This is a genomic window from Streptosporangiales bacterium, assembly GCA_009379955.1.
Lineage (GTDB): Bacteria > Actinomycetota > Actinomycetes > Streptosporangiales > WHST01 > WHST01.
The window spans coordinates 57,066-81,223 of sequence record WHST01000003.1; the positions used below are offsets into that span (position 1 = coordinate 57,066).

23 protein-coding genes are annotated in these 24,158 nt (G+C 71.6%); 20 read left to right on the forward strand and 3 right to left on the reverse strand.

Features of this window, described 5'->3' with window-relative positions:
* The first annotated feature begins 2 nt into the window (after positions 1-2).
* Genes GEV10_01630 through GEV10_01660 form a run of 7 tightly spaced genes read left to right on the forward strand, consistent with a single transcriptional unit; the run spans position 3 to position 8,416 of the window.
* Complete coding sequence (locus GEV10_01630) at positions 3-998, forward strand: substrate-binding domain-containing protein (protein MQA77179.1); 996 nt, start codon at positions 3-5, stop codon at positions 996-998.
* Positions 992-2,530: an ATP-binding cassette domain-containing protein gene (locus GEV10_01635; protein MQA77180.1), complete on the forward strand. Its 1,539-nt coding sequence runs from the start codon at positions 992-994 to the stop codon at positions 2,528-2,530. The genes GEV10_01630 and GEV10_01635 overlap by 7 nt, the downstream gene beginning before the upstream one ends.
* Positions 2,527-3,522, forward strand: a complete 996-nt coding sequence (locus tag GEV10_01640) for an ABC transporter permease (protein MQA77181.1) — start codon at positions 2,527-2,529, stop codon at positions 3,520-3,522. Before GEV10_01635 ends, GEV10_01640 begins: the two co-directional genes overlap by 4 nt.
* A gap of 1 nt (position 3,523) precedes the next feature.
* Positions 3,524-5,683 carry a hypothetical protein gene (locus GEV10_01645; protein MQA77182.1) on the forward strand — a complete coding sequence of 720 codons (2,160 nt, stop codon included), beginning with the start codon at positions 3,524-3,526 and terminating at the stop codon, positions 5,681-5,683.
* A gap of 8 nt (positions 5,684-5,691) precedes the next feature.
* A complete protein-coding gene (locus tag GEV10_01650; protein ID MQA77183.1) occupies positions 5,692-6,813 on the forward strand; it encodes a hypothetical protein in 1,122 nt (373 codons plus the stop codon).
* Positions 6,810-7,532 (forward strand): SDR family oxidoreductase, encoded by a 723-nt coding sequence (locus tag GEV10_01655; protein MQA77184.1) that lies wholly within the window; start codon positions 6,810-6,812, stop codon positions 7,530-7,532. The genes GEV10_01650 and GEV10_01655 overlap by 4 nt, the downstream gene beginning before the upstream one ends.
* A gap of 20 nt (positions 7,533-7,552) precedes the next feature.
* Positions 7,553-8,416, forward strand: a complete 864-nt coding sequence (locus tag GEV10_01660) for a hypothetical protein (GenBank protein ID MQA77185.1) — start codon at positions 7,553-7,555, stop codon at positions 8,414-8,416.
* 108 nt (positions 8,417-8,524) lie between these two features.
* Here the strand turns inward: GEV10_01660 and GEV10_01665 are convergent, their stop codons facing one another.
* Positions 8,525-9,043, reverse strand: coding sequence for a histidine phosphatase family protein (locus tag GEV10_01665; GenBank protein MQA77186.1), 519 nt, complete (start codon positions 9,041-9,043; stop codon positions 8,525-8,527).
* A 24-nt stretch (positions 9,044-9,067) separates the two neighbouring features.
* Here GEV10_01665 and GEV10_01670 point away from each other — a divergent pair, with 24 nt between their 5' ends.
* From GEV10_01670 to thrS, 3 genes are all read left to right on the forward strand, one after another.
* Positions 9,068-9,811: a dienelactone hydrolase family protein gene (locus tag GEV10_01670; GenBank protein MQA77187.1), complete on the forward strand. Its 744-nt coding sequence runs from the start codon at positions 9,068-9,070 to the stop codon at positions 9,809-9,811.
* A 13-nt stretch (positions 9,812-9,824) separates the two neighbouring features.
* Positions 9,825-10,100, forward strand: a complete 276-nt coding sequence (locus GEV10_01675; protein MQA77188.1) for a hypothetical protein — start codon at positions 9,825-9,827, stop codon at positions 10,098-10,100.
* Between the two features lie 194 nt (positions 10,101-10,294).
* Complete coding sequence (gene thrS / locus GEV10_01680) at positions 10,295-11,512, forward strand: threonine--tRNA ligase (protein ID MQA77189.1); 1,218 nt, start codon at positions 10,295-10,297, stop codon at positions 11,510-11,512.
* A gap of 107 nt (positions 11,513-11,619) precedes the next feature.
* On the opposite strand, the gene GEV10_01685 is transcribed toward thrS, so the two are convergent.
* Entirely contained in the window at positions 11,620-12,438 is an 819-nt protein-coding gene (locus GEV10_01685; GenBank protein ID MQA77190.1) for a PHP domain-containing protein, read from the reverse strand.
* On the reverse strand, positions 12,422-13,654 hold the full coding sequence (locus GEV10_01690) for an MFS transporter (protein ID MQA77191.1): 1,233 nt from the start codon (positions 13,652-13,654) through the stop codon (positions 12,422-12,424). The genes GEV10_01685 and GEV10_01690 overlap by 17 nt, the downstream gene beginning before the upstream one ends.
* A gap of 65 nt (positions 13,655-13,719) precedes the next feature.
* Here GEV10_01690 and GEV10_01695 point away from each other — a divergent pair, with 65 nt between their 5' ends.
* The 10 genes from GEV10_01695 (at position 13,720) to GEV10_01740 (ending at position 24,150) form a co-directional block, all read left to right on the forward strand.
* Entirely contained in the window at positions 13,720-14,280 is a 561-nt protein-coding gene (locus GEV10_01695; GenBank protein ID MQA77192.1) for a CGNR zinc finger domain-containing protein, read from the forward strand.
* Between the two features lie 158 nt (positions 14,281-14,438).
* Positions 14,439-15,770, forward strand: a complete 1,332-nt coding sequence (locus GEV10_01700; protein ID MQA77193.1) for an MFS transporter — start codon at positions 14,439-14,441, stop codon at positions 15,768-15,770.
* A gap of 38 nt (positions 15,771-15,808) precedes the next feature.
* Entirely contained in the window at positions 15,809-16,846 is a 1,038-nt protein-coding gene (locus GEV10_01705) for a hypothetical protein (GenBank protein ID MQA77194.1), read from the forward strand.
* A 28-nt stretch (positions 16,847-16,874) separates the two neighbouring features.
* A complete protein-coding gene (locus GEV10_01710; protein ID MQA77195.1) occupies positions 16,875-18,041 on the forward strand; it encodes an LLM class flavin-dependent oxidoreductase in 1,167 nt (388 codons plus the stop codon).
* 3 nt (positions 18,042-18,044) lie between these two features.
* Positions 18,045-18,554 carry a hypothetical protein gene (locus GEV10_01715; GenBank protein ID MQA77196.1) on the forward strand — a complete coding sequence of 170 codons (510 nt, stop codon included), beginning with the start codon at positions 18,045-18,047 and terminating at the stop codon, positions 18,552-18,554.
* Positions 18,332-19,318, forward strand: coding sequence for an enoyl-CoA hydratase/isomerase family protein (locus GEV10_01720; protein MQA77197.1), 987 nt, complete (start codon positions 18,332-18,334; stop codon positions 19,316-19,318). Before GEV10_01715 ends, GEV10_01720 begins: the two co-directional genes overlap by 223 nt.
* A 14-nt stretch (positions 19,319-19,332) precedes the next feature.
* Entirely contained in the window at positions 19,333-20,883 is a 1,551-nt protein-coding gene (locus GEV10_01725) for an AMP-binding protein (GenBank protein MQA77198.1), read from the forward strand.
* On the forward strand, positions 20,880-22,292 hold the full coding sequence (locus GEV10_01730; GenBank protein MQA77199.1) for a hypothetical protein: 1,413 nt from the start codon (positions 20,880-20,882) through the stop codon (positions 22,290-22,292). Before GEV10_01725 ends, GEV10_01730 begins: the two co-directional genes overlap by 4 nt.
* Positions 22,289-22,654 (forward strand): VOC family protein, encoded by a 366-nt coding sequence (locus tag GEV10_01735; GenBank protein MQA77200.1) that lies wholly within the window; start codon positions 22,289-22,291, stop codon positions 22,652-22,654. The genes GEV10_01730 and GEV10_01735 overlap by 4 nt, the downstream gene beginning before the upstream one ends.
* Positions 22,651-24,150, forward strand: coding sequence for an aldehyde dehydrogenase family protein (locus GEV10_01740; protein ID MQA77201.1), 1,500 nt, complete (start codon positions 22,651-22,653; stop codon positions 24,148-24,150). The genes GEV10_01735 and GEV10_01740 overlap by 4 nt, the downstream gene beginning before the upstream one ends.
* Positions 24,151-24,158: the final 8 nt, after the last annotated feature.

Genomic DNA, 24,158 nt, shown 5'->3' on the forward strand with positions numbered 1-24,158 from the left:
CCATGCGGCGAGCTCGAACCCTTCAGGTGGCACTGGCCGCCGGCGCGCTTGTCGTCGCGTCGACGGCCTGCGCGGCCGACGCGGAATCGGCGGACGCGAAGGCGAAGATGGCCCTGTTGCTGCGGTCGCAGGGCGGCACCACGTACTTCCAGCAGGTGGCGAAGGGAGCGCGCGCGGAGGCGAAGAAGCTCGGCGCCGACCTCACCGTCCAGTTCACCAACAGCTCCGACGAGCAACTGTCGGCCGTCGACACGGTGATCTCCTCGGGAGCCAAGGGGATCATCGTGACCATCCAGGACCCGTCGATCGGCCCGTCGGTCGCGACGAAGGCCAAGGCGGGCGACGTGGCCCTGCTCGCCAGCTCCGACCCGTTCGACGACACGGCCGGCAAGGCCGTCCCGGTCGTCACGCTCGACGCGAAGAAGGTCGGCAGCGACGTCGGCGCCGAGATGGCCGCGCAGTACGAGAAGGCGGGCTGGGCGAAGGCCGGCGGCACGGTCAAGGTGGCGTCGGTCGAGCTGCCGAAGGTGTCGACGTGCATGGATCGCACTGACGGCGCCCGCTCGGCGTTCCTGAAGGCGACGCCCGGGTTCAAGAAGTCCGACATCGTGAAGCTGAGCTACGACGGCACGCTGAACTCGGCGAACGACACCATGAGCTCGGCGCTCAACAACCACCGCGACGTCGACCGCTGGCTCGTCTGGTCGTGCAACGACGAGGGCGTCGTCGGCGCGCTGACGGCGCTGACCAACGGCGGCATCGGAGCCGACCGGCTGCTCGGTGTCGGCCTCGGCGCCAACCTCGCGTGCGACCAGTGGGACAAGGGCAAGGGCACCGGCCTCGTCTCCGCGATCGCCCTCGACCCCGCGGACAACGGCCGGATGTCCGTCCGCGCCATGTACAACCTGCTGGCGAAGGACAAGGCGCTGCCACCGGTGACGATCTTCCCCGGCGAGCTCGTCACGCCGGACACCCCGCGCGCCGAGCTGCCGTGTTGACCGCTCCGGTACGCGCCCCCGCGCTCGCGCTCCGGGGCATCGGCAGGAGCTTCCCCGGTGTGCGGGCACTCGACGACGTGACGATCGAGGTGCGCGCCGGGGAGGTCCTTGCCCTCGTCGGTGAGAACGGTGCGGGAAAGTCGACGCTGCTGCGCATCCTGAGCGGCGACCAGCAGCCGGACGAGGGCGAGCTGCGGCTGCCGTCCGGGCCGGTACGGTTCGGCTCACCACGAGACGCCAGGGCGGCAGGCGTGCGGGTCGTGTCCCAGGAACCCGAGCTGGTCGACCCGTTGAGCGTCGCGGAGAACGTGTTCCTCGGTCAGGTCGCGCGGGCGTCGGGCGGCCGGCTGGTCCGGCGGCGCGACCTGCACCGGCGTACCGCGGAGATCCTCGACCGGTACGGCTTCGCGGGCGACCTCGACCCGCAGGCGATCGCGGCCGACCTCTCGCCGTCGCAGCGGCAGCTCGTCGAGATCGTGCGGGCCCTGCACGAGGGGGCGACCGTGCTCGCACTCGACGAGCCGACGTCGTCGCTGTCGGAGCGGGAGGCCGACCGCCTGCTCGGCACCGTCGAGCGGCTGCGCCGCGACGGCGTCGCCATCGTCTACGTCTCCCACCGGTTGCGCGAGACGCTGCGGCTGGCCGACCGAGTCGCCGTCCTGCGCGACGGGCGGCTCGTCGCGACCGAGGACGCGGCGGCACTGTCCGAGGCCGACGTGGTCAGGCTGATGGTGGGCCGCCCGCTGACGGCCGTGTTCGACCGGCCGGAGCCGCCCGCCCTCGGCGACGTCCGGCTGCGGGTCGAGCACCTGTCGGCCCCCGGGTTGCACGACGTGGGCCTCACCGTCCGCGCCGGTGAGATCGTCGGCCTGGCCGGACTCGTCGGCGCGGGACGCACCCGGCTGGCCCGCGCGCTCTACGGCGAGCTGCCGCTCACCGGTGGGCGGGTCGAGGTGGACGGCCGGCCCGTCCGGCTGCGGCACCCGCGCGACGCGATGGCGGCCGGCATCTGCCGGACTCCGGAGGACCGCAAGGGCGACGGTCTCGTCATGGTCCGCAGCGTGCGCGAGAACGTGACGCTGGCGATCCTGAAGCGACTGTCCACATTCCGGTTCGTCCGCAGGCGCGCCGAGCGGACCGTGGTCGCGGACCTGACCGCGTCGCTCCGGGTGAAGGCGCCCTCGATGGATCACCCGGTCGCCACGTTGTCCGGCGGCAACCAGCAGAAGGTCGTGCTCGCCAGGGCGCTCGCCGCCGCGCCGCGCGTGCTGGTGCTCGACGAGCCGACCCGCGGTGTCGACGTCGGCGCGAAGGCCGAGATCTACCAGCTCGTCTTCCGACTGGCCCGCGACGGTCTCGCGGTCGTCGTCGTGTCGTCTGAGCTGCCCGAGGTGCTCGGGCTGGCCGACCGGATCCTCGTCCTCGCCGGTGGCCGGATCACCGGCGAGCTGTCCCGCGACGACGCCACCGAGGAACGAGTCCTCGCCCTCGCGATGCCGGCCGAGGACGCGGCGTCAGGGAGCGACCGGTGACCGCGCGCGCCGGCCACCGCCTCGTCCGCGCGATCGGTGGACAGAACCTGAGCCTGTTGATCGCGCTCGGCCTGCTGATCGCCGTGATCGGCGTGCAACGACCGAACTTCTTCCTGCTCACCAACATGATCAGCATCGGCGTGTCGGTCGCGCTGCTCGGCCTGGTGTCGCTCGCGCAGACCGTCACCATCCTGTCGGGCGGCCTCGACATCTCCATCGGCGCCGTCGTCGGCCTCGCCTCCGTGACCGCGGCGATCGGCGCGGCGACCGGCACCGCGTACGGCGTCGCGATCGGGCTGGTCACCGGACTCGCTGCGGGCCTGGTCAACGGGTTGCTCATCCTCGTCGGCAGGGTCAACCCGATCATCACGACGCTGGCCACGTTCTCGGCCTTCCAGGGCCTGACGTTCATCGCCGCGCGCGGTGAGGCGATCGGCGTCGCCGACGCGGCCTTCCTCTGGCTGGGCAGCGGGCGCATCCTCGGCATCCCCTTCCCGTTGCTCGTGCTCGTCGCCGGCGCGGTCGCGTTCCACGTGCTGCTCACGTACACCGACATCGGCCGCGGTGTCTACGCGATGGGTGGCAACCCGGCCGCGGCACGGCTCGCGGGCATCCGCCTGCCGCGCTACACCCTCGCCATCTACGCGCTCGCCGGGCTCGTCGCGGGACTCGCCGGCGTGCTGCTCACGGCGCGGTCGGGCGCGGGTGTCGCCGACTCCGGCGCACCCAACCTGTCGCTGCAGTCGATCACCGCCGCGCTGCTCGGCGGCTGCGCGCTGTCCGGCGGGCGCGGCAGCGTCGCCGGCACCGTTCTCGGTGTCGCGCTGCTCGGCGTGCTGCAGAACGGCCTGGTGCTGCTCAACGTGCCGCAGTTCTACCAGCTCGTCGCGCAGGGCTGCCTGCTCGTGTTCGCCGTGATGATCCAGGAGTACCGGGGGTTCCGTCCGCTGCGCCGGCTGCGCGGCCCGTCCACCACACCGGAGGAGGCGTGACATGCGCGCACGTACCGTACTGACCGCGATCGTCACTGCCCTGTTTCTCGCATTGCCGGCGACCCTCGTCCCGTCCGCCGCGTCCGCCGAGCCGGCCACGACGGGCGCCGTCGTGCCGATCGACTGGTCGGCGTTCCGGTCGGCGCCGCGCGACGCGGAGGCGCGGCTGACGGCGGCGATCCTGAACAGCGCGGCGAAGTACGCCCTGACCGTCTGGTACCCCGACACGTACGGCGACCAGACCGGCGACGTGCTCGACCTCGGTGGCATCGCCGAGCCGAACATCCGCCCGCCCGCCGGTGAGGCGTTCGCGCTCGCGGTCGCGCTGCGGACCGGTGCGTACGACCCAGACGCCACCGGGGTGAGCGAGGCCGACTCACGCGACGTGGCGACTCGTCTCACCGCGTCGGTGGCCGCCGGGCACGTCGCGAACGGCGCGGGCGGCTGGGGCGACGACTGGCAGACCGCGCTGTGGGCGTACTACGCGGGCTATGCCGGCTGGCTGCTCTGGGACGACCTCACCGCCGGGCAGCGGGCCCAGGTGACGGCGATGGTCGTGCACGAGGCGGACCGGTTCCAGACGTACCAGGTGCCGTACTACCGCGACGCGGACGGCACGGTGTTGACCCCGGGCGACAGCAAGGCCGAGGAGAACGCCTGGAACGCCGACCTGCTGCAGCTCGCGACCGCGATGATGCCGGGACACCCGCACTGGCCGGCCTGGATGAGCAAGAACCTCGAGCTGATGCTCTCGGCGTTCGCACGCCCGTCCGACGTCGAGCGCAGCACGGTGGTCAACGGGCGCCCCGTACGCGACTGGCTCGACGGCTCGAACATCGCCGAGGACGGCACGCTCGTCAACCACGGCTTCATCCACCCCGACTACATGGCCACGGTCGCGGAGAACACCGGCGCCCCGCTCACGTACGCGCTCGCCGGGCAGCCGACGCCGAGGGCGGCGTTCTGGAACGCCGACCTCGTGTACGACTCGCTGGTCGACGTCGACTTCCCGAGCCCGCCGTACCGCGAGCCGGGCGGCACCGTCTACACGCGGAGCCCGGCCGGCACGGCGAGTCCCGGCGTCTACTACCCGCAGGGCAACGACTGGGGCACCTCGCGGCGCATGCACTTCGCGCTCGTCGACACCCAGGCCGACCTGTTCGGCTTCGACGACGACGCGAGCGTGCCGGCGGCCGGCTGGGCCCACGAGCACGCCGCGACCGTGCGGTCCATGCAGCAGCGGTTCGACGACGGGCGGACGTACGGCGAGGCGGCGGAGGACACGTACGCGGGCCGCGAGCAGTGGGTGGCCTTCATGGCGGCGGCGACGTACCTCACCCGCTGGGTCGCGCACCAGGGCCCGGTGGACGTCACGAACCGTCCGTATCCGCGTCCCGCCGAGCTGACGCTCACCGGCCCCGACCTAGTCGAGGCAGGCGCGTCCGGCACCGTCGACGCGCATGTGCGCAACACCGACCGCGCCGCGATCCGCGACGTCACCGCGCGTCTCGCGGTGCCGGCCGGCTGGTCCGCGCGGGCCGACGGCGCGACGTGGTGGCGGATGCTGCGCGGAGGTGCGTCGGCCACGGCGGCCTGGCGCGTGCGCGCCCCGCGCGACGCGGAGCCCGGTACGTACACGCTCGCGGCCACGGTCTCGTACCGGCAGGGCGCGCGACGCGTCGAGGTACCGACCGACCTACGGGTCGACGTCCCACCGCCCGCTCCCACGGGCGACACGTGGGTGTCCGACCTCACCTGGATGCGCGCGTCGAACGGATACGGACCGGCGCTCCTCGACCGCAACTACTACGGCGACCCGCTGGTGGTCGACGGCACGACACACGCCAAGGGACTCTGGACCAACGCACCGGCCTCGCTCACGTACCATCTCGGCGGCCGTTGCACCCGGCTCACCGCCGACCTCGGCATTGACGACTCGATGCGCGCACACGGGGACGACAGGGGTTCGGTTGTCTACCGCGTGCTCGTCGACGGGACGGCGGCGTACACCAGCCCACGTCTCACCGGCAGCGCGCCCGCGACTCCCCTCGCGGTCGACGTGAGCGGCGCGCGGCTCGTCGAGCTGGTGGTCGACGACGGCGGGGACGGCAAGAGCTACGACCACGCGGACTGGGCCGGCGCCCGGCTCGCCTGCGGATAGGAGGCGCGGTGTCCGGCGACGACGTCGTACGCGAGCTGACGTGGACCCAGGTGAGCGTGCCGCTCGACCGACCGCTGCAGTCGGGGGCGCTGGTCATCGAGGCACGCGCGTACTGCTGCGTCCGCGCCGTGCTCGGCGACGGCGCGACCGGGGAGGCGTTCGTGCTCACCCGCGGCCTCGACGTCGCGCGCGCCCTCGACACGCTGGTCACGCCGCGCGTGGTCGGCCACCCGTACGACGACCTCGAGCGGCGCCTCCGCGTGGGCCTGCGCAACGTCGGCTGGGACGGGCCGATCTCGCGTGCGGTGTCCGCGGTGTCGCTCGCCTGCTTCGACGCCCGCGCGCGCGGCGCGGGCGTGCCGGCGTGGCGGCTGCTCGCCGACACACCGCCCGCCGCGCCCGAGGGCATCGCCGTGATCGGCTACACGCCGGTCGGCGAGGAGCCCGACGAGGTCGGCGAGGCCGAACGCGCGGCCGCGTCCGGGGCGCGCTGCGTCAAGCTGATGGGTGGGTTCGCCTCGGCGGAGACCGACCTCGCGCGCGTGGCGGCGGTGCGCAAAGCGCTGGGCGAGGACTGCCGGGTCGCGTTGGACGTCAACGGCGCCTGGCCCGCCGACCTGGCGCTCGACCTGCTCCCCCGGCTCGCCGGCGAGCTCGCGTTCGTCGAGGAGCCGTGGTCGTACGAGCTCGGCCTCGCGACGTTCGACCGGCTCGGCGACGGGGCCCGGCCGGGCCTCGCGTTCGGTGAGGTCTCGGCGTCGACGATCGAGCTGGAGGCACTGGCCGCGACGGGACGGGTCGACCATCTGCGGCCGGACGCGACGCTGGTCGGCGGGCCGCAGACGTTCGCCCGGCTGCTCGGCCGGATCTCCGGGGTGTCGGTGATGCCGCACTTCTGGCCCGAGGTGCACCGGCACCTGCTGGCGCCGTTCACCGGGACCACGTACCTGGAGTACGCGCCCGCCGGCGCCGGTGGCTTCGGCCTCGACCGGTTCGTCGACGGGCTCGCGACGCTCGTCGACGGCCGGATCCCCGCACCCGACACACCGGGCTTCGGCTACCGGCTCGACTGGGACGAGCTCACGCGGCTCGCCGACGTCGCGCCCGAGACCAGGAAGGACACTGCATGAGCACTCTTGTCGTGACCGGCGGCGCCAAGGGCATCGGACGCGGCGTGGCCGAGGCGTACGCGAACGACGGCTGGTCGGTGGTCATCGCGGATGCCGACGCCGGCGCCGCGGCGGCGACCGCCGCGGAGCTCGGTACCGCGCACATCGTCGTCGACGTGACCGACCGGGCGGCGCTCGTCGCCGCCTTCGCGGAGGTGGCGGCCGGCAACGGGGGGATCGACGCGCTCGTCACGTGCGCCGGGATCACCCGCGTCGGGCCGTCGGCCGAGCAGTCGGCCGCCGACTGGGAGGCGGTCATCGGCATCGACCTCACCGGCACGTTCTACTCGTGCCAGGCCGCGTTCCCCCACCTCGGCGACGGCGGGGCGATCGTCACGGTCGCCTCGATCGCCGCGTTCCGCGGGATGGCCGAACGCGCGGCGTACTGCGCGGCCAAGGCCGGCGTCGTCGCGGTCACCCGCACCCTGGCGACCGAGTGGGCGCGGCACGGGATCCGGGTGAACTCGGTCGCCCCCGGCTGGGTCGACACGCCGTTCCTCCGCGACGCCGCCGCGAAGGGCTACGTCGACCTCGACGAGCTCGCCAAGCGCCCGCCGATGGGGCGCATCGCCACCGTCGCCGAGATCGTGGGTTCCGTGCGCTTCCTGCTGTCGGGCGACGCCGGGCTCGTCACGGGACAGACGCTCGCCGTCGACGGCGGCTGGGTCAACGCCGGCTAGGAACAAGCGAAGGGAGCACCATGACCGCACGACAGCTCGCCAAGGGTCTCGCCTGGCCTGAAGGGCCTGCCGTCCTGCCGGACGGCTCGGTCGCGTTCGTCGAGACGTACGCGAGCCACCTCGGCTGCTGGTCGCCGACCGACGGCTACCGGGTGCTCGCCGACACCGGCGGCGGACCGAACGCCGTCCAGCTGGGCTCCGACGGGTACCTGTACTGCTGCCAGAACGGCGGCGTCGTGGGGCCGTGGCGCGCCGAGGAGATGCGGCCACCGTCGATCCAGCGCGTGTCGCTCGACGGCGACGTCGAGATCGTGGCCACCGAGATCGACGGGCTCGCCCTGCGCGCGCCGAACGACCTCGCGTTCGGCGCCGACGGCAGGCTGTACTTCACCGACCCCGGCGGTTCGTACGACCCGGAGAACCGGCCCGACCCCGGCCGGATCTTCGCGCTCGCCAAGGACGGCACGGGCGAGCTGGTCGCCGAGCTGCCGCACGTCTATCCGAACGGCATCGTCGTCGAGGCCGACGGCGCGGTCGTCTGGGTGGAGTCGTACACCCGCGCCGTGCGCCGTCGTGCGCTCGACGGGACGGTCACCGAGGTCGCCGTGCTCGCCGAGGGCCACGTGCCCGACGGGCTGGCCGTCGCGGGCAACGGTGACCTGTACGTCACCACCGTGACGTCGGGCGGAATCGACGTGCTGGGGTCGGACGGGACGGCTCGCGCGTTCGTCCCGACCGGCGCCGTGCCCACCAACTGCTGCTTCGACGGCACCACCCTGTACGTCACCGACGGCGGCCGCCCGGGCGAGACCGCCGACGCCGGCCACGGCGGCGTGCTCTGGGCCCTGGACGCCCCGACGCCCGGCCTCCCGCTGTTCGCCTGACCGGCGCACGCGGGTGGGTTCCCGTTGATCACGTTGACGTGATCAACGGTGACTTCACCTCGTGCCGGGACGAGGTGAAGTCCACGTCGGCGAGGTGCAGCTAGTGTCCTAGCCGCGAGGAACGGCGACCTCGACGAGGGTGGCGACGCGCGGGCCGAGCGCCGACCACGCGCCCGGCACGGTCAGCACCGCGATCGCGGACGTGGGGAACTTCGCCTCGACGCGTTCTCCGGCGTCGCCGACCGCGCCGCCGGCCAGCGTCACGACCAGGTCCTCGAGTCCGGGGTTGTGCCCCACCAGCACCAACGTGCCGACGTCGTCCGGTGTCGCCCGGACCAGGTCGACGAGGGTGGGCACGTCCGCGAGGTACAGGCGCCGCTCGTACGTGACCGGCGGCGTCGCCGACAGCACGTCCGCCGCACCCCGCCAGGTGTGCCTGGCCCGCACCGCCGTCGAGCACAGGACGGTGTCGGGGGTCCAGCCCGCGGCGTCCAGCCACCGGCCGGCGGCGGAGGCGTCGCGCTCGCCACGCGGCGCCAGCGGACGGTCGTGGTCGTCGATGTCGGTGGGACGTGCGGACTTGGCGTGCCGGAAGACGACGAGGCGTCTGGTCGATTCGGCGGTCATGATACCCACGATAGGTTCGTGGGCATGGACGATGCGATGCAGGCGGGAACCGTACGGATCGAGGGACACGGCGGCGACGAGATCGAGGCGTATCTCGCGAGACCGCTGACACCTGGCTCGTACGGCGGTGTCGTGGTCATCCATCACCTGCCTGGCTACGACGCCGCGGCCAAGGAGATCGTCAGGAGGTTCGCCGTGAACGGCTACCTCGCGATCTGCCCCAACCTCTACACCCGCGAGGCGCCCGGCGCCGACCCCGACGACGCCGCCGCCACGGCACGCGCTGCCGGTGGCGTGCCCGACGACCGGTTGGTCGGCGACGTCGGCGGCGCTGCCACGTACCTGCGTTCGCTCGAGTCGTCGAACGGCAGGGCCGGCGTCATCGGCTACTGCTCCGGCGGCCGGCAGTCGTTCCTCGCCGCGTGCTCGCTCGACCTCGACGCGGCCGTCGACTGCTACGGCGCCTTCGTCGTCGGCTCGCCTCCCGAGGGCCACCCGCTCCAGGTCGTGCCCGTCATCGACAAGGCCCCCGACCTGTCCTGCCCGCTGCTCGGGCTCTTCGGCGCCGACGACAAGTTCCCCTCCCCCGACGACGTCGCGGAGATCGAGCGGGAGCTGACCAGGCTCGGCAAGACGTTCGAGTTCCACTCCTACGACGACGCGGGTCACGCGTTCTTCGCCGTCGACCGGCCGAGCTACCGACCGCACGCGGCGAACGACGGCTGGGAGCGCGTCTTCACCTGGTTCGACCGCTACCTGTCCGCCTGAGGGGAGTCCCGACATGTGCACGTACCTCACCGAGAAGTTCCAGGTCGACGGCAGCGGCAAGGGCGCGACCGGGTGGTTCGGCCTCACCGAGGCGATGGTCTACGTCGACCACCCCGTCCACGCGCAGTACGGCCACACGGTGAACATCGACTTCACCGCCCCCGGTCGCGGACCGTCCGCGCGGGTGGCCGTGGAGCTCACCGAGGAGGCCGCGCTGGCGCTCGCCGACGCCATCAGGACCGCGGTCGCCACCGCGCCGCCCGGCCTCGCGTCGGCCGACCAGCGCTGACGAACGCCGGGGAAATGACCGCGAGGTCACCGTGGGTCCTCTGCTACCGTGACCGGCATGAAGCGCGCTGATGTGACGACGACGCCGGAGAGTGTCCCGGCGCGCTGACAGCTGTCTTGATCCGAAGCCCCGGGGCGAGTGCCCCGGGGCTTCGGCTTGCGGTTCACTCGTCCGACGACCGCAAGGAGACCACCATGCACGACCACCGCAGCCTCGGCCGCGAGCTGGGCCTGTTCGACACCGACCCGATGATCGGCGCGGGACTGCCGTACTGGCTGCCCGACGGCGCGGTCGTACGGCACGCCCTGGAGGAGTACATCCGCGACGAGGAACGTCGAGCGGGCTACCGGCACGTGTACTCGCCGGTGGTCGGCAAGCGTGAGCTGTACGAGATCTCGGGACACTGGTCGCACTACTCCGACGACATGTTCCCCGCCATGGACGTAGGCGGTGAGCAGTTCGTCCTGCGCCCGAGCCTGTGCCCGCACCACGCGGTGATCTACCGCTCCCGCTCCCACAGCTACCGTGAGCTGCCCCTGCGCATGGCCGAGCTGGGCGGGCAGTACCGCTCCGAGCTCTCCGGCGTGCTCGGCGGGCTCGTCCGCGTCCGTGGCATGCAGCTGGACGACGCGCACGTCTTCTGCACCCCGGACGGGATCGCCGACGAGGCCCTGGCCGCCCTGGCGATGATCCGCCGGGCGTACGACGCGCTCGACATCAGCCCCAGCTGCTACCGGCTCTCGCTCCCGGGCCCCGGCGGGAAGTACGTCGCCGCCCCCGAGCTGTGGCGACGGTCCACCGCGATGCTGACCGACGTCCTCGACCTCGCCGGCCTGCCCTACGAGGCCGCCGAAGGAGAGGCCGCGTTCTACGGCCCCAAGATCGACGTCCAGTTCACCGACAGTGCGGGCCGGGAGATCGCGCTGTCCACCATCCAGATCGACTTCCACCAGCCTGAGAGGTTCGACTTGCAGTACGTCGGCGCGGACGGCGCGAAGCACCGGCCGGTCATGCTGCACCACAGCATCATCGGCAGCATGGAGCGAGCCGTCGCCTTCCTCGTCGAGCAGCACGGCGGCGCCCTCCCCGCCTGGCTCGCACCCACCCAGCTGGCGATCCTGCCGATCTCCGACACCGAGCTGCCGAACGCCGAAGCACTCGCCCGTCGATGCACCGACCTCGGGCTGCGAGCCGAGATCGCTGGCCCGGAACACGGCAGCCTCGGCGCCCGCATCCGCGACGCCCGCCACGCGCCCTACCAGGCAGTGATCGGCGCCAAGGAGGCGACCGACGACCACGTCGCGCTGCGCCTGCGCGACGGACGCCGCCTCGACCCGCAGCCCGCCGAAGACGTCCTCACCCGCATCGCCGCGGTCGTCGACGCCCGGAGCAGCACCCTCTGGGAGAGCTGATCCCGCACCGGCCCAACCCCCGTGAGGGGCACCCTCACCGTGCCATGACGCGGTGGGGGTGCCCCTCACGGCGTGCGCAGGACAGCGGGCGCGGAGCCGTCACACCCTCACCGGCGCCAGAAGTCGAACCGGTCCCGCCCGGGCCGGAATCCCGCGGCCTCCGCCACGTCGACCGCCAACGGGAACTGGTCGCCCACCCGCCCCGGCGCATGCGTGTCGCTGCCGAACGACACCGCCGGGCCGCCCGCGTCGTACCACCACCGGATCAGCTCGGCCGACGCCAGCGGGCTCTTGGTGTTGATCTCGAGCACGCGGTCGGTCGACGCGAGGGCACGGAAGACGGCCTGGTACTCGTCGCGGAACACCCGCTCGTCGTACGGACCCGCGGAACGACGCCAGTACCGGCGCGGGAAGTCGACGTGGGCCAACACCTGGAACACGTCGCTGTTCTCGACGAGCCTGACCACCTCGGCGAGGTACGCGCGCATCACCTCACCCGGCGGGAGCACGCCGAGCAGCTCGGCCGGGTCGGTGAGCTGGTCGCCGTACCTGATCGAATGCAGTGAGCCGAGCACGCGATCGAACGTGCCCGCCTTGAGCACCCGGCTGACGCTCCCCGCGAACAGGTGCGGCTCGCCCGTCTCGATGCCGGTGAGGATCCTCAGGTCGGGGAACATCTCGCGACACCGTTGCACGCTCGCCTGGTAGCCCTCGACGTCGAGCGGCTGCACCCACCTGCGACTGATCGCCGGGTCGCCGTCGGGCACGGCGTCGCCCTCACCCCAGTCGGTGAAGTCGACGTGCTCGGTGAACGCGACGGCCGGCAGCCCGACCGCCACGGCGCGTTCACAGGTGCGCTCCATCGAACCGGAGTACACCGCGTCGTACGACCATTCGGAGTGCACGTGGTCATCGGGAGGCAGCATCGCCTTCATGCTCGCACAACGCACGCTCACCTGCGGGTACGCGGGGGCGACGTCGTCCACGGCCGGGCACGTACCGCACCGCGGACGCCAGCGTCAGGGCCACCGGCTGCGCGGCCGCCGCGGCCAGCAGGGACCACGTCACCGAGTACTCGGCGAGCCGGCCGCCCACCGCGGCACCGATCGCGAACGCCCCGGTCTTGAGGCTCGCGGCCGTCGTGAACACCTGGGTACGCAGCCGCGCCGGCGCCTCCGCGTGCCGTACACCGAACAGCGCCGCGAGCTGCGGGCCCGCACCGAGTCCTACCAGGACCGCCGCGACCACGCCCCACCACGCGTGGTGCGCCGACGCTGCCACCGCGAGCCCCACTCCGACGAGAGCCGTCGCGGCGAGCAGCAACGGGTACGGACGGGCGCGGGGCAGCCAGCGCGCGACGGCGGCGACCGCGACGAGCGCCGCGACCGCGCTGACCGACAGCAGCAGCGGGCCGAGCGTCGCGCGGCCGCTGATCCGCTCCCCGAGACCGGGCACGGAGACGACGAAGGCCGCGTACCCGGCGTACGAGACCAGCGACAGCGCGGTCGCCGCCGCGAGGTCGGCGCTGCGCACGATTGCGGCGAAACCCGCGTGCACGTCGGCGACGAGCGACGTGCGCGTGCGCGGCGGACCCGGCGCCGGTGGCCGCGCGGGAAGCGTGAGGGCGAAGGGGATCGCCGCCAGTACCAGCACGGCCGACACGGCGACGGCGGCCGCGGCGTCGAAGACGGTCGCCAGGACGGCCGCGAGCCCGGGGCCGACGAGGCCGGCGGCGTTGTACGTCCCGGTGTCGAGCGCGTACCCACGCAACATCAGGTCTGGCGACGCCACCCGCTCCAACTGCGCCGTCCACGCCCCGGTCAACGCCGGTGCGAACAGTCCCGCGGCCACGCCGACGGACACCACGACGGTGAGCGGCAGGGTCGGCAGCACCGCGAGGAGCGCGGCGACGCCGAGCCCGTACAAGCCGAGCATCACGGCAAGGAGGCGCCCGGCGATCGGTGACCGGTCGAGCATCGCGCCGAGCACCGGTCCGCCGACGGCCGTCGACACGGTCAGGCCGGTCAGCACCAGCGCGGCGTCCGCCGGAGACCCGGTGACGGCCAGACCGAACAGCAGCACGGCGGGCGCCGACATGTCGTCGCCGAGGCGTGCGGTCGTCGCACCGGAGAGGTACCGCACGAGACCACCGTAACGGTATTGCACCGTAAAGACGTTACCATCGAAGGGTGCCCTACTCTTCCGGAATGCTGACCTCGGGCTCGTCACCGGCCGCGGCCGCGAGGCGCGCCGCGGAACTGGTCGGCGTCCTCACCGGACCCGACGCCGCGACGGACTCCCGTACGCTCGCCGACCTGGTGTCCGCCGTCCTCGCCGAGCATGGCGAGCCCGACATCGGCGAGCTCACCTCGGCGGACGTCGACGACCTCCGCGCGGCCGCCGCCGAGCTGCGGCGGGTGTTCGAGGCCGCGGCCGTCGACGAGGCCGCCGAGACCCTCAACGTGCTGCTGCGACGGCATGCGGGACCGCCCCGCCTCACCAGGCACGGCGACACGGGTTGGCACCTGCACATCGACGCCGACGACGACGGACCGTGGGGCACCTGGCTGATCACGTCGTCGGCCTGGGCGCTCTCCGTCCTGCTCGCCGATCAGCAGCGCCTCCCGGTCGGCATCTGCGCGGCACCCACCTGCTCGACGCCGTACGTCGACGTGGGTCACGGCACCGGCCGTCAGTACTGCTCCACCCGCTGCGCCACCCGCGTGCGAGTCGCCACCCACCGCAAGCGCACCGCCACCGACTCCTGAGCCACTGCGCGTCGACCCCCTTGACACCTCTCTCGGACTGAATTCTAATGAGCGTTTAATAAGTACGGAGACCGCACGTGTCGCGCTCCCCGACTGCATCCGTTGCGCGGCAACGGATGCAGCGCACCCGTGCCCGTCCACGTTCAGGAGGCCCGACCATGGCCCACCCCGCTTCGACACCCGTCCCCGCGCCCGGAACCGCACGCCGGGCGCTCCTCTCGAGCCTGGCCGGCACCACGGTCGAGTGGTACGAGTTCTTCATCTACGGGACAGCCGCGGCCCTCGTCTTCGGCAACCTCTTCTTCCCCGAGTTCGATCCGCTGGTGAGCACGCTGCTCTCGCTGTCGACGTTCGCCGTCGCCTTCGTCGCACGGCCCATCGGCGGTGCGATCTTCGGCCACTTCGGCGACCGCATCGGCCGCAAGTCCACGCTGGTCATCACGCTCACGATGATGGGCGGCGGCACGTTCCTGATCGGTGTGCTGCCCACGTACGACCAGATCGGGGTCTGGGCACCGATCGCACTCGTGGTGCTGCGGTTGATCCAAGGGCTGTCCCTCGGCGGCGAGTACAGCGGCGCCGTGCTGATGAGCGTCGAGCACGCGGGGCGTGGTCGGCGCGGCCTGTTCGGCGCGATCGTCAACACCGGCTCGTCGTGGGGACTGCTCGTCGCGAACGTCGTCTTCCTCGTGACATCGGGACTGATGCCGGACGCGGCGTTCGCCGCGTGGGGCTGGCGCATCCCCTTCCTGCTCAGTGCCATCCTCGTCGCCCTCGGCCTGTTCATCCGGCTCAAGGTGCAGGAGAGCCCGGAGTTCGACGCGCTGCGGACCGCCGGCGAGGTGCGCCGCACACCGCTGTCCGAAGTGCTGCGAGGTCACCTACGACCGGTACTGCTGATGGCGCTGTCGTACGTGTCCGCAGGTGCCACGTTCTACCTGGCGGCGGTCTTCTCACTGGGCTACGGCGAACAGCTCGGCGTGAGCAGGAACACGATGCTCACCCTCGTCCTGCTCGGGACGCTGCTGACCGTCGCCGGCATGCCCTTCTTCGGCTGGCTGTCCGATCGTCACGACCGCAAGAGGATCTTCCTCATCGGCACGGCGGTCATGATGATCTCGCCGTTCGCCTGGTTCCTGATGCTGAACACCCGTGTCCCGTTGATCATGCTCGGCGGCTTCATCGTGTTCTTCCTCCCGTTCTGCGCGAACTACGGCACGATGCCGACGTTCTTCGCCCAGGTCTTCCCGGCGTCCATCAGATACAGCGGAATGGCCATCGGCTACACCCTCGGCACGGTCCTGGGCAGTGCGACCGCGCCGCTCATCGCGACGTACCTGCTCGGCGTCACCGGCACGTGGCTCTCCATCGCGGCGTACATGGTCGTGGCCGGCCTGATCTCGTTCGTCGCCGCCCTGTTCCTCGTCGTCGACAGGAGCAGCGTCGAGCAGTACGCCGGCGGCACCAAGCTCGTCGCCGACTCCCCGTGACCGGTCGCCCCGTCCACTCGCATCGAGAGGAGATACCCGTGAACACCACGGCAGGCGTCGATGCCAACCGCTACCGCAGCGTCCTCAGCCACTACCCGACCGGCGTGTCCGTGATCACCGCCGTGCAACCCAACGGGACGCCGGCAGGGATGTTGGTGGGCACGTTCACGTCGGTGTCGCTCGACCCGCCTCTGGTCGCGTTCCTGCCGGACAAGGCATCGACGAGCTGGCCGCTGATCCGGGCGGCCGGATCCTTCTGCGCCAACATCCTCGGCTCGGAGCAGGAGGCACTCTGCCAGCAGTTCGCGTACAAGGGCGGCGACAAGTTCGCGAACGTGAGCTGGCAGCCGGCCGCGTCCGGCTCCCCCGTCATCGACGGCGTCGTCGCGTGGGTCGACTGCGACATCGAGCAGGTCTTCGAGTCCGGTGACCACTACATCGTCATCGGACGGGTCCGCGACCTCGACGTGTCACGGCCCGGCACGCCGCTGGCGTTCGTGCGCGGCTCGTACGGGGAGGTGGCGCTGCGCGCCGAGCTCTCGCAAGGTCCGGCGCGGCGTACCGCCGAGCTTCTCGGGGCGCCGGAGGACGACATCCGCCGGTGGTTCACGTCGAAGGAACGCATCGTCGACGAGCTCCTGACCGACTACCTGCAGGACCTCATGGAGACGTACCGCGACGTCGTGCGGGAGTCCGGAACCCCTCGCGCCGTCATGGCCTCGCTCATCCGCGCGTCGTTCGCGTCGATCGACAACCACCGCGGCGCGGTCATCGTGTTCCAGAACGAGCGCACACACCTCACCGAGGCGAGGTTCGCGCACATCGCGGCCATCGAACGGCAGATGCAGGACCTCTGGACCGACGTCATCAGTCACGGGATCGAGACAGGCGACTTCCGCGGCGACGTCGAGCCGCGGATGGTCTACCGCTTCATCCGTGACGCGACGTTCATGGCAGTCCGCTGGTACCGGCCCGAGGGACGCCTCACGTCCGCCGAGCTGGCCGACCAGTACGCGCGACTGATGATCGACGGTTTCGGCACGCACCGCACCGCCGACGACCGCACGAGTTCGTGACCCGCGAGCCCTACACAGGAGGACACACATGCGTTTCGGATTCATCAGCGAGGCGGAGACCCCGCCAGGATTCACCCACCGTCAGCGGTACATGGAAGTCGTCGACGAGATGCTCCTCGCAGAGAAGGTCGGTTTCGACCTCGTCGGCACGTCGGAGCAGCACTTCGCCATCGGCGGGGTCTCGGTGTCGGCACCGGAGACGTTGTACCCGTACGTCATGGCCCTGACGAGCCGCGTCAGGTTCATCCACGCGATCACCCTCATGCCGATGCGCTTCAACCACCCGCTGCGCGTCGCCGAACGTCTTGCCACCGAAGACATCCTGTCCAACGGTCGCGTCGAGCTCGGCACCGGACGCGGCAACACGACACTCGCGCTGCGCGCGTTCGAGGTCGGCGCGGAGGAGAACAAGGCGCAGTGGTCGGAGGGACTCGACCTGCTCCGCGCCGCGTTCCTGCACGACCCGTTCCACTTCGAGGGCGAGTACTACAAGGTGCCGCCGCGGAGCCTGACGCCGAAGCCGGTGCAGATCCCGCACCCGCCGATCTCGGTTGCCGCAACGAGCCCGGAGACCCACCGCCAGGCCGCGCAGAAGGGCATCGGCGCGATCAGCTCGTCGAGCTTCATGGGCTTCGACTACCTCAAGAACGCTCTCGGCCTGTACGACGAGACGTTTGAGTCGACGACTCACGACCACCCGACGAACTACAGCAAGTCGGTGATGATCTTCGGGTCGCTCATCTGCCTCGACAGCTTGGAGGAGGCCGTCGCCGCGGTACCGCCCGCACTGACGTACGCCAAGAACGCGCTGGGCGCGTACGAACGGCTCTCGAAACTGTCGGCCGACTACGCCTACATGGGCGCGGTCAAGGACGTCGACTTCCACGATCAGGACTTCATGCTCAACGAGTCCGCGGGATTCATCGTGGGCGACCCGGCCGAGTGCATCAGACAGGTCCAGCGTTACGCCGATCTCGGCATCGACACGCTCCTCATGCGCATCGACTCGATCCCGCACGACGTGATCATGCGGACCATCGAGCTGTTCGGCAAGCACGTGATCCCGCACTTCCAGGCGCCGCAGAACGTCGTCAAGCCGACCGACGACGTCCTCGACGAGATCCGGGCCCTCCGGCCGGTGCACGAGGAGCGACTCAAGGAGCTCGAGTCCAGGCTCGCGGGACAGCCGGCCTGACGAATGGCGGTCATCACAGAGTTCCTGACGGTCAACATCGCGGTCGACTCGCTCGCCTCGACGGCGCCGAAGTACGAGGCGATCGGCCTCACGTCGCTGCCCGCGGCGGCATGGCCAGAACCGCCGATCCAGATGACCGACGTGACGTTCGAGGTCCCGCCGTCGTCCGCTCTGTCGCTCATCGAGCCGTGGGAGGGCGGCGGGCCCGTCGGGAGGTTCATCGCTCGGCGTGGTCCCGGCGTCTACTCGATCGCGGTACGGGTGGACGACCTGGAGGAGGCCATGCGGGAATGGCGGGAGCACGGCCTCGACTGGGTACTCGACGAACCCGCCGACGTCCCGGAAGGTCGCGCGGCGCGCTACGCGGCCGACAGGGTCACGGTGAACTGGGTGACGCCACGCAGCTTCGGCGGCGTGCTGCTCGAGGTCTTCGAGCTGCGCGGCGACGTGTGGCTGTATGGGCGGGACGACGCCGGAACGCGGACGACCGTGGGAGGGAGCGACCGATGCTGAGGGTCGAACGCCGCAAGGAGATCACCTGGCTCGTGCTCGACCGAGCGCCGGCGAACGCGCTCGACAACGCGATCCTGCGCGACCTGGTCGGCACCCTCGACGAGCTGCGGACCGACCGGTCGGTCAGAGGCGTCGTCCTCACCGGTGCGGGTGACCGGTTCTTCTGCGCCGGTGGCGACGTCAAGGAGTTCAGTGCGATCGACGAGGACGCGGGGCGCGAGCGGGTCCGTCTCGGCTCGCGACTGAAGGCGGCACTCGACGCCGTCGAGTGTCCGCTGGTGTGCGCCGTCAACGGCGCGGCGATCGGATCGGGCATGGAGATGGCCGCGTTCGCCGACTTCTGCGTCGCGTCGACCACCGCGAGGTTCGGCATGCCGGAGATCAACCACGGCCTGCTCCCGATGGCCAAGGGCATCCAGCAACTCGTCCGGGTGATGGGCCAGCAGCATGCCAAGACGGTGCTGTTCTCCGGCGAGATCTTCGGCGCGGAACGCGCGGCCGCGTACGGCCTGGTGCACGAGATCGTCGACGGCGGCGTCCTGTGGGAGCGCGCCGACGAATGGGTCACGCAGATGGCGGCCAAGCCACCCGAGCTCTTCCGGGCGCTCAAGCGGACGATCGTGCGGAGCGCCCTCCTCGACGACGAGGCACTGGAACGCATGACGGAGCAGGACCTGCTCACGTACTTCGGGGCCGAGGAGTCACGGTCGAGCCTGACCATGCTCGTCGGCTCGGGTGACACCAGCGCTACTGACGCCGAGTGATCCGGGAGACTGCCATGGACCTGCGGACCATCCTGCTGTTCGCCGCCGAGCGCAACCCGGCGAGCACGGCCTTGGCGAGCGGCACGGAGCGGCTGACCTACCGCGAGCTGGCCGACCGCGCCACCGCGCTCGCCGACAGCCTGCGAGCGCAGGGCGTACAACACGGCGACCGGGTCGGCATCGGCATGCGCAACTCGATCGACCATGCGACGGTGTTCCTCGCCACACAGGTGATGGGCGCGGTCGCGGTCCCGTTCAACTTCAGGAACAAGCCGGAGGGCATCGCCAGGATGCTCGCCGACTGCTCCGCCCGCGCCGTCGTCGTCGACGACAGCGTGCACGTCGACCAGGTGCGGACGATTGCGGGTCGCGACGTCTCCCTGTGGATCGGTGCGGGCAACGATCAGGACGTCGCGGTGCGGCTCGACGACCTGGTCCGCGCCGGCTCACCCGTCGTGCACGGCGACGTGGGGCCGGACGACCTCAGCACGATCCTCTACACGTCGGGCACCACGGGGAACCCCAAGGGCGTGCCACTCACCCACCGCAACGCGTACGCGCGACTCGTCTCGTACGTCGCGAGCGCCGGCCCGGCGTTCGACAGCGGGATGCGTACGATGGGCGCCGCTCCCCTGTACCACACGGTCGGGCTGCACTGGGTCTTCTGCCTCACGCTCTACCTCAACGGCACGTACTACCCGGTCACCGAGCTCGCCGGCGAGGCCGTGCTCGACCTGATCAGGCGCGAGCGGCTGACCTTCCTCTTCGGCTCGCCGACGCTCTTCCACATACTGCTCAAGGCTCCCCCGACCCCCGCGGCCGCCTGCGAATCGGTCACGGACATCTCGTTCGGCAGCGCGCCGATGGACGCGGGCCTGCTGGAGAAGATGACCCGCTACTTCCCGCGGGCGATGATCAACGAGGTGTACGGCACCACCGAGCTCTCCATCCCGTTCGTCACCAGGGACGCGCTCGGCGCGAAGCCGGGAGCGCTACGGCCCACCACCGACCACAGGATCAGGATCGTCGATCCGGCCGGCGGCCCCGACGACGTCGTCCCCTTCGGGCAGGTCGGCGAGCTCCTGGTCGACATGGACAACGAGTCGTGCTTCGCGGGCTACTGGAACGCGCCGGAGAAGACCGCCGCGCGCCTGGACGGCGGCTGGTTCCGCACCGGTGACGCGTTCCACCGCGACGAGGACGGCAACCACTTCATGACCGGACGCCTCGACGACATGTTCATCAGTGGTGGCGAGAACATCCAGCCGGCGGAGGTGGAGGCGACGCTGCTCGCTCACGCGGGCATCAACGACGTCGCCGTCGTCGGCACCCCCGAGCCACGCTGGGGGCAGGTCGTCACCGCGTTCGTCGTCCGCGCCGACCCCGCGCTGAGCGCGGAGGCGATCGACGCACACTGCCTCGGCAGCGCTCTCGCCGACTTCAAACGCCCCCGCAGGGTGGTCTTCCTCGACAGGATCCCGCGCAACCCGAGCGGCAAGATCGTCCGCAAGCAGGTGCAGGAGCTCTACCGTCCCGAGCTCGCGGCGAGCGGGAGCCTGCAGTGACCGACACCCCCACGGACATGTGGCGGCTGAGCGCGGCCGAGCTGACCCTGGCGTATGCACGCCACCGGCTCTCCCCGGTGGACGTGGTGAAGGAGCTGCTCGCCAGGCTCGACGTGCTCGACAGCCACCTGCACGCCTTCCTCGCCGTCGACCCCGACGGCGCCCTGTCGGCGGCGCGTACGGCCGAGCGCGCGTGGCGCGACGCGGGCCGCAGGCCGCCGCTGCTCTGCGGCGTGCCCGTGACGGTGAAGGACACGATCGAGGTCGAGGGCATGCCCACGACGTACGGCTCGCTCGCGTTCGCGGGCCGGCAGGCGCCCGACTCCGAGATCGCCCGGCGGTTGCGCGCCGCGGGCGCCGTGATCGTCGGCAAGACGAACGTGTCGGAGTTCGCACTGTCGACCTACACGATGAACCGGCTGACCGGTCCCGCGGCGAACCCGTGGGATCTCGACAGGACGGCCGGCGGTTCGAGTGGCGGCGCGAGCGCGGCCGTCGCCGCAGGACTCGGCCCGATCGCGCTCGGCACCGACTCCGCCGGCTCGATCCGGCTGCCTGCCGCGTACACGGGTGTCCTCGGGGTGAAGCCCACCGCCGACGTCATCCCCGCGATGCAGCAGTGGCGCGCGTCGCCGACCCGGTCGCACAACGGCGTGCTCACCCGCACCGTCGAGGACGCCGTCCTCGCGATGCGCGCATTGACGTCGCCCGTGCGCTCCGACCTGCCCGGCGCGCATCTGCGGACGGCGTTCGTGGCCCGCAAGCGGATCGGCGTCATCGGCGATCCGTCGGTCGACCCCGACCCGTCGGGCAGGGCCGCGCGACTGTTGGCCGACGCGGGCGCCGACACGGTGCTGGCGTCACCACCCCCGACGGATACGCCACCGAGTGAACTGACGGCCGGCACCTGGGCGTTCGCGGGTGACCACTACCAGGCCGCCGAGGGCCTCACGCCGGGCTTCTGGGACAAGCACGCCGGGGACCTGACCGAGTACGCCTACCCGATCTACGAAGCGGGCCGGCGCGCGCTGGCGTGGCAGTACCGGATGATGCTGGACCACGTTCACCGCTACGCCGCCGCGCTGCGCGACTGGTTCGGTGCGTACGACTACGTCATCACGCCCGCCTGTGCCGTTGCGCCTCCGCAGCCGACGTCCGCGGCGGACGGCGGTCTGGGACCGCGGTACCCCCTGCTGAGCATGTGGAACTTCGCGGGCAACCCGGCGATCTCGGTGCCGTTCGGGTTCGGCGACGACGGGCTGCCCGTCGCGGTGCAGGTGATCGGTCGTCCCGGCGACGACGCGGGCACGCTGAGCGTCGCGGCGACACTCGAGCAGCAGCATCCATGGCGTGACGCGTGGCCGGACCTCGCGTCCCGCCGAGTCGAGGTGAGTGGAGTGATGTCATGACGCCTGACGCTTCCGGGCGGCTGCGGGGGATCGTGCTGTCGGTCGAGGACATGGACGCCGAGTGCGCGTTCTACGAGAAGGTGCTCGGGCTCACCGTCCGCTTCCGCGACGGCGACCGGTGGGCCGCGTTCGACACCGACGGCATCTCGTTCGGGCTCGCCGGCGCCGAGGAACGGCTTCCCGACCGCGCCGCGCTGAGCGTCAAGACCGTCGACGTCGACGCCGCGGTCGACCGAGCGGTCGAGGCGGGCGCGACCGTCGCCGTGCCCGCCGCGGACGGCGGCCACGAGCGCAGGGCCGCGGTTCGCGACCCCGCAGGACAGCTCGTCGTCTTCTACAGCCCGCTGGAGGCCGGCTCATGACGTTCGTCGACACCGAACGCGCACCACTGCTGCCGAGTGTCAGGGACTTCCTGTCCCGTACGCACGGCATGCTGATCGACGGCGCCTGGGCTCCCGCACTCGACGGCGCCACCCTCGCCTCGGTCGACCCGGCCGACGGTACCGAGCTCGCCCGCGTCCCTTCGGGCAGCGCGGCGGACGTCGACCGCGCCGTCGTCGCCGCGAGGCGGGCGTTCGAGCAGGGACCGTGGCGGCGGACGTCGCCGACGGACCGCGGCAAGCTGCTGTGGCGCCTCGCCGAGCTCGTCGACAGCCACATCGAGGAGCTCGCGCAGCTCGAGACGCTCGACCAAGGCAAGCCGCTGAGCGTCACCCGCGCCGCCGACGTCCCCGGCAGCGCCGAGACGTTCCGCTACATGGCGGGCTGGGCCACCAAGATCGAGGGCGCGACGATCCCGATCGGTCCCGCCGGCGCGTTCCACGCGTACACCAGGCGCGAGCCGGTCGGGGTCGTCGGGCAGATCGTGCCGTGGAACTTCCCTCTCGCGATGGCCGCGTGGAAGCTCGCGCCCGCGCTCGCGACCGGCTGCACGGTGGTACTCAAGCCGGCCGAGCAGACGCCGCTGTCGACGCTGCGCCTCGGCGAGCTGATCGGCGAGGCGGGCTTCCCCGACGGTGTCGTCAACATCGTGACGGGCTACGGGGAGACGGCGGGCGCGGCGATCGCCTCGCACCCCGACGTCGACAAGGTCGCGTTCACCGGCAGCACGGACGTCGGCAAGCGGATCGTCGAGGCGTCGGTGGGCAACCTGAAACGCGTCTCGCTCGAGCTCGGCGGCAAGTCCCCGAGCATCGTGCTGCCGGACGCCGATCTCGAACGCGCCGTCGCCGGCGTCCACCGCGGGGCGTTCTCCAACGCCGGGCAGGTCTGCACCGCGGGCTCACGCGTGTACGTCCACGCCGCCGTCTTCGACGACGTCGTCGCCGAGCTGTCCGGCCGCGCCGGCACCATGAGGGTCGGCCCCGGCCTGTCGCCGGACTCCGAGATGGGTCCGCTCGTGTCGCGGGAGCAACAGGACCGCGTCGTCGGCTATCTGGACGAGGGGATCGCGGCCGGCGCGACGGCGGCGACCGGTGGACGCCGGCTCGACGGCGCCGGCTACTTCATCGAGCCGACGCTCCTCACCGACGTGACGCCGGACATGTCCGTGGTCCGCGAGGAGATCTTCGGGCCGGTGGCGACGGTCACGCGCTTCGACGACCTCGACGACCTGGTCGCCGCGGCCAACGACACCGTCTACGGGCTCGCCGCGGAGGTGTGGACCCGTGACGTGTCGCTGGCCCACCGGCTCGCCGCCGAGATCAGGGCGGGCACGGTGTGGGTCAATGGACGTTCGATGGACATCGCCCTGCCGTTCGGCGGCTTCAAGCAGAGCGGCTGGGGCCGGGAGAAGGGAGGCGAGGGAGTCGATCTCTACACTCAGACCAAGACCGTCGTGGTCGCGCTTGACCGCTGACCGGACGC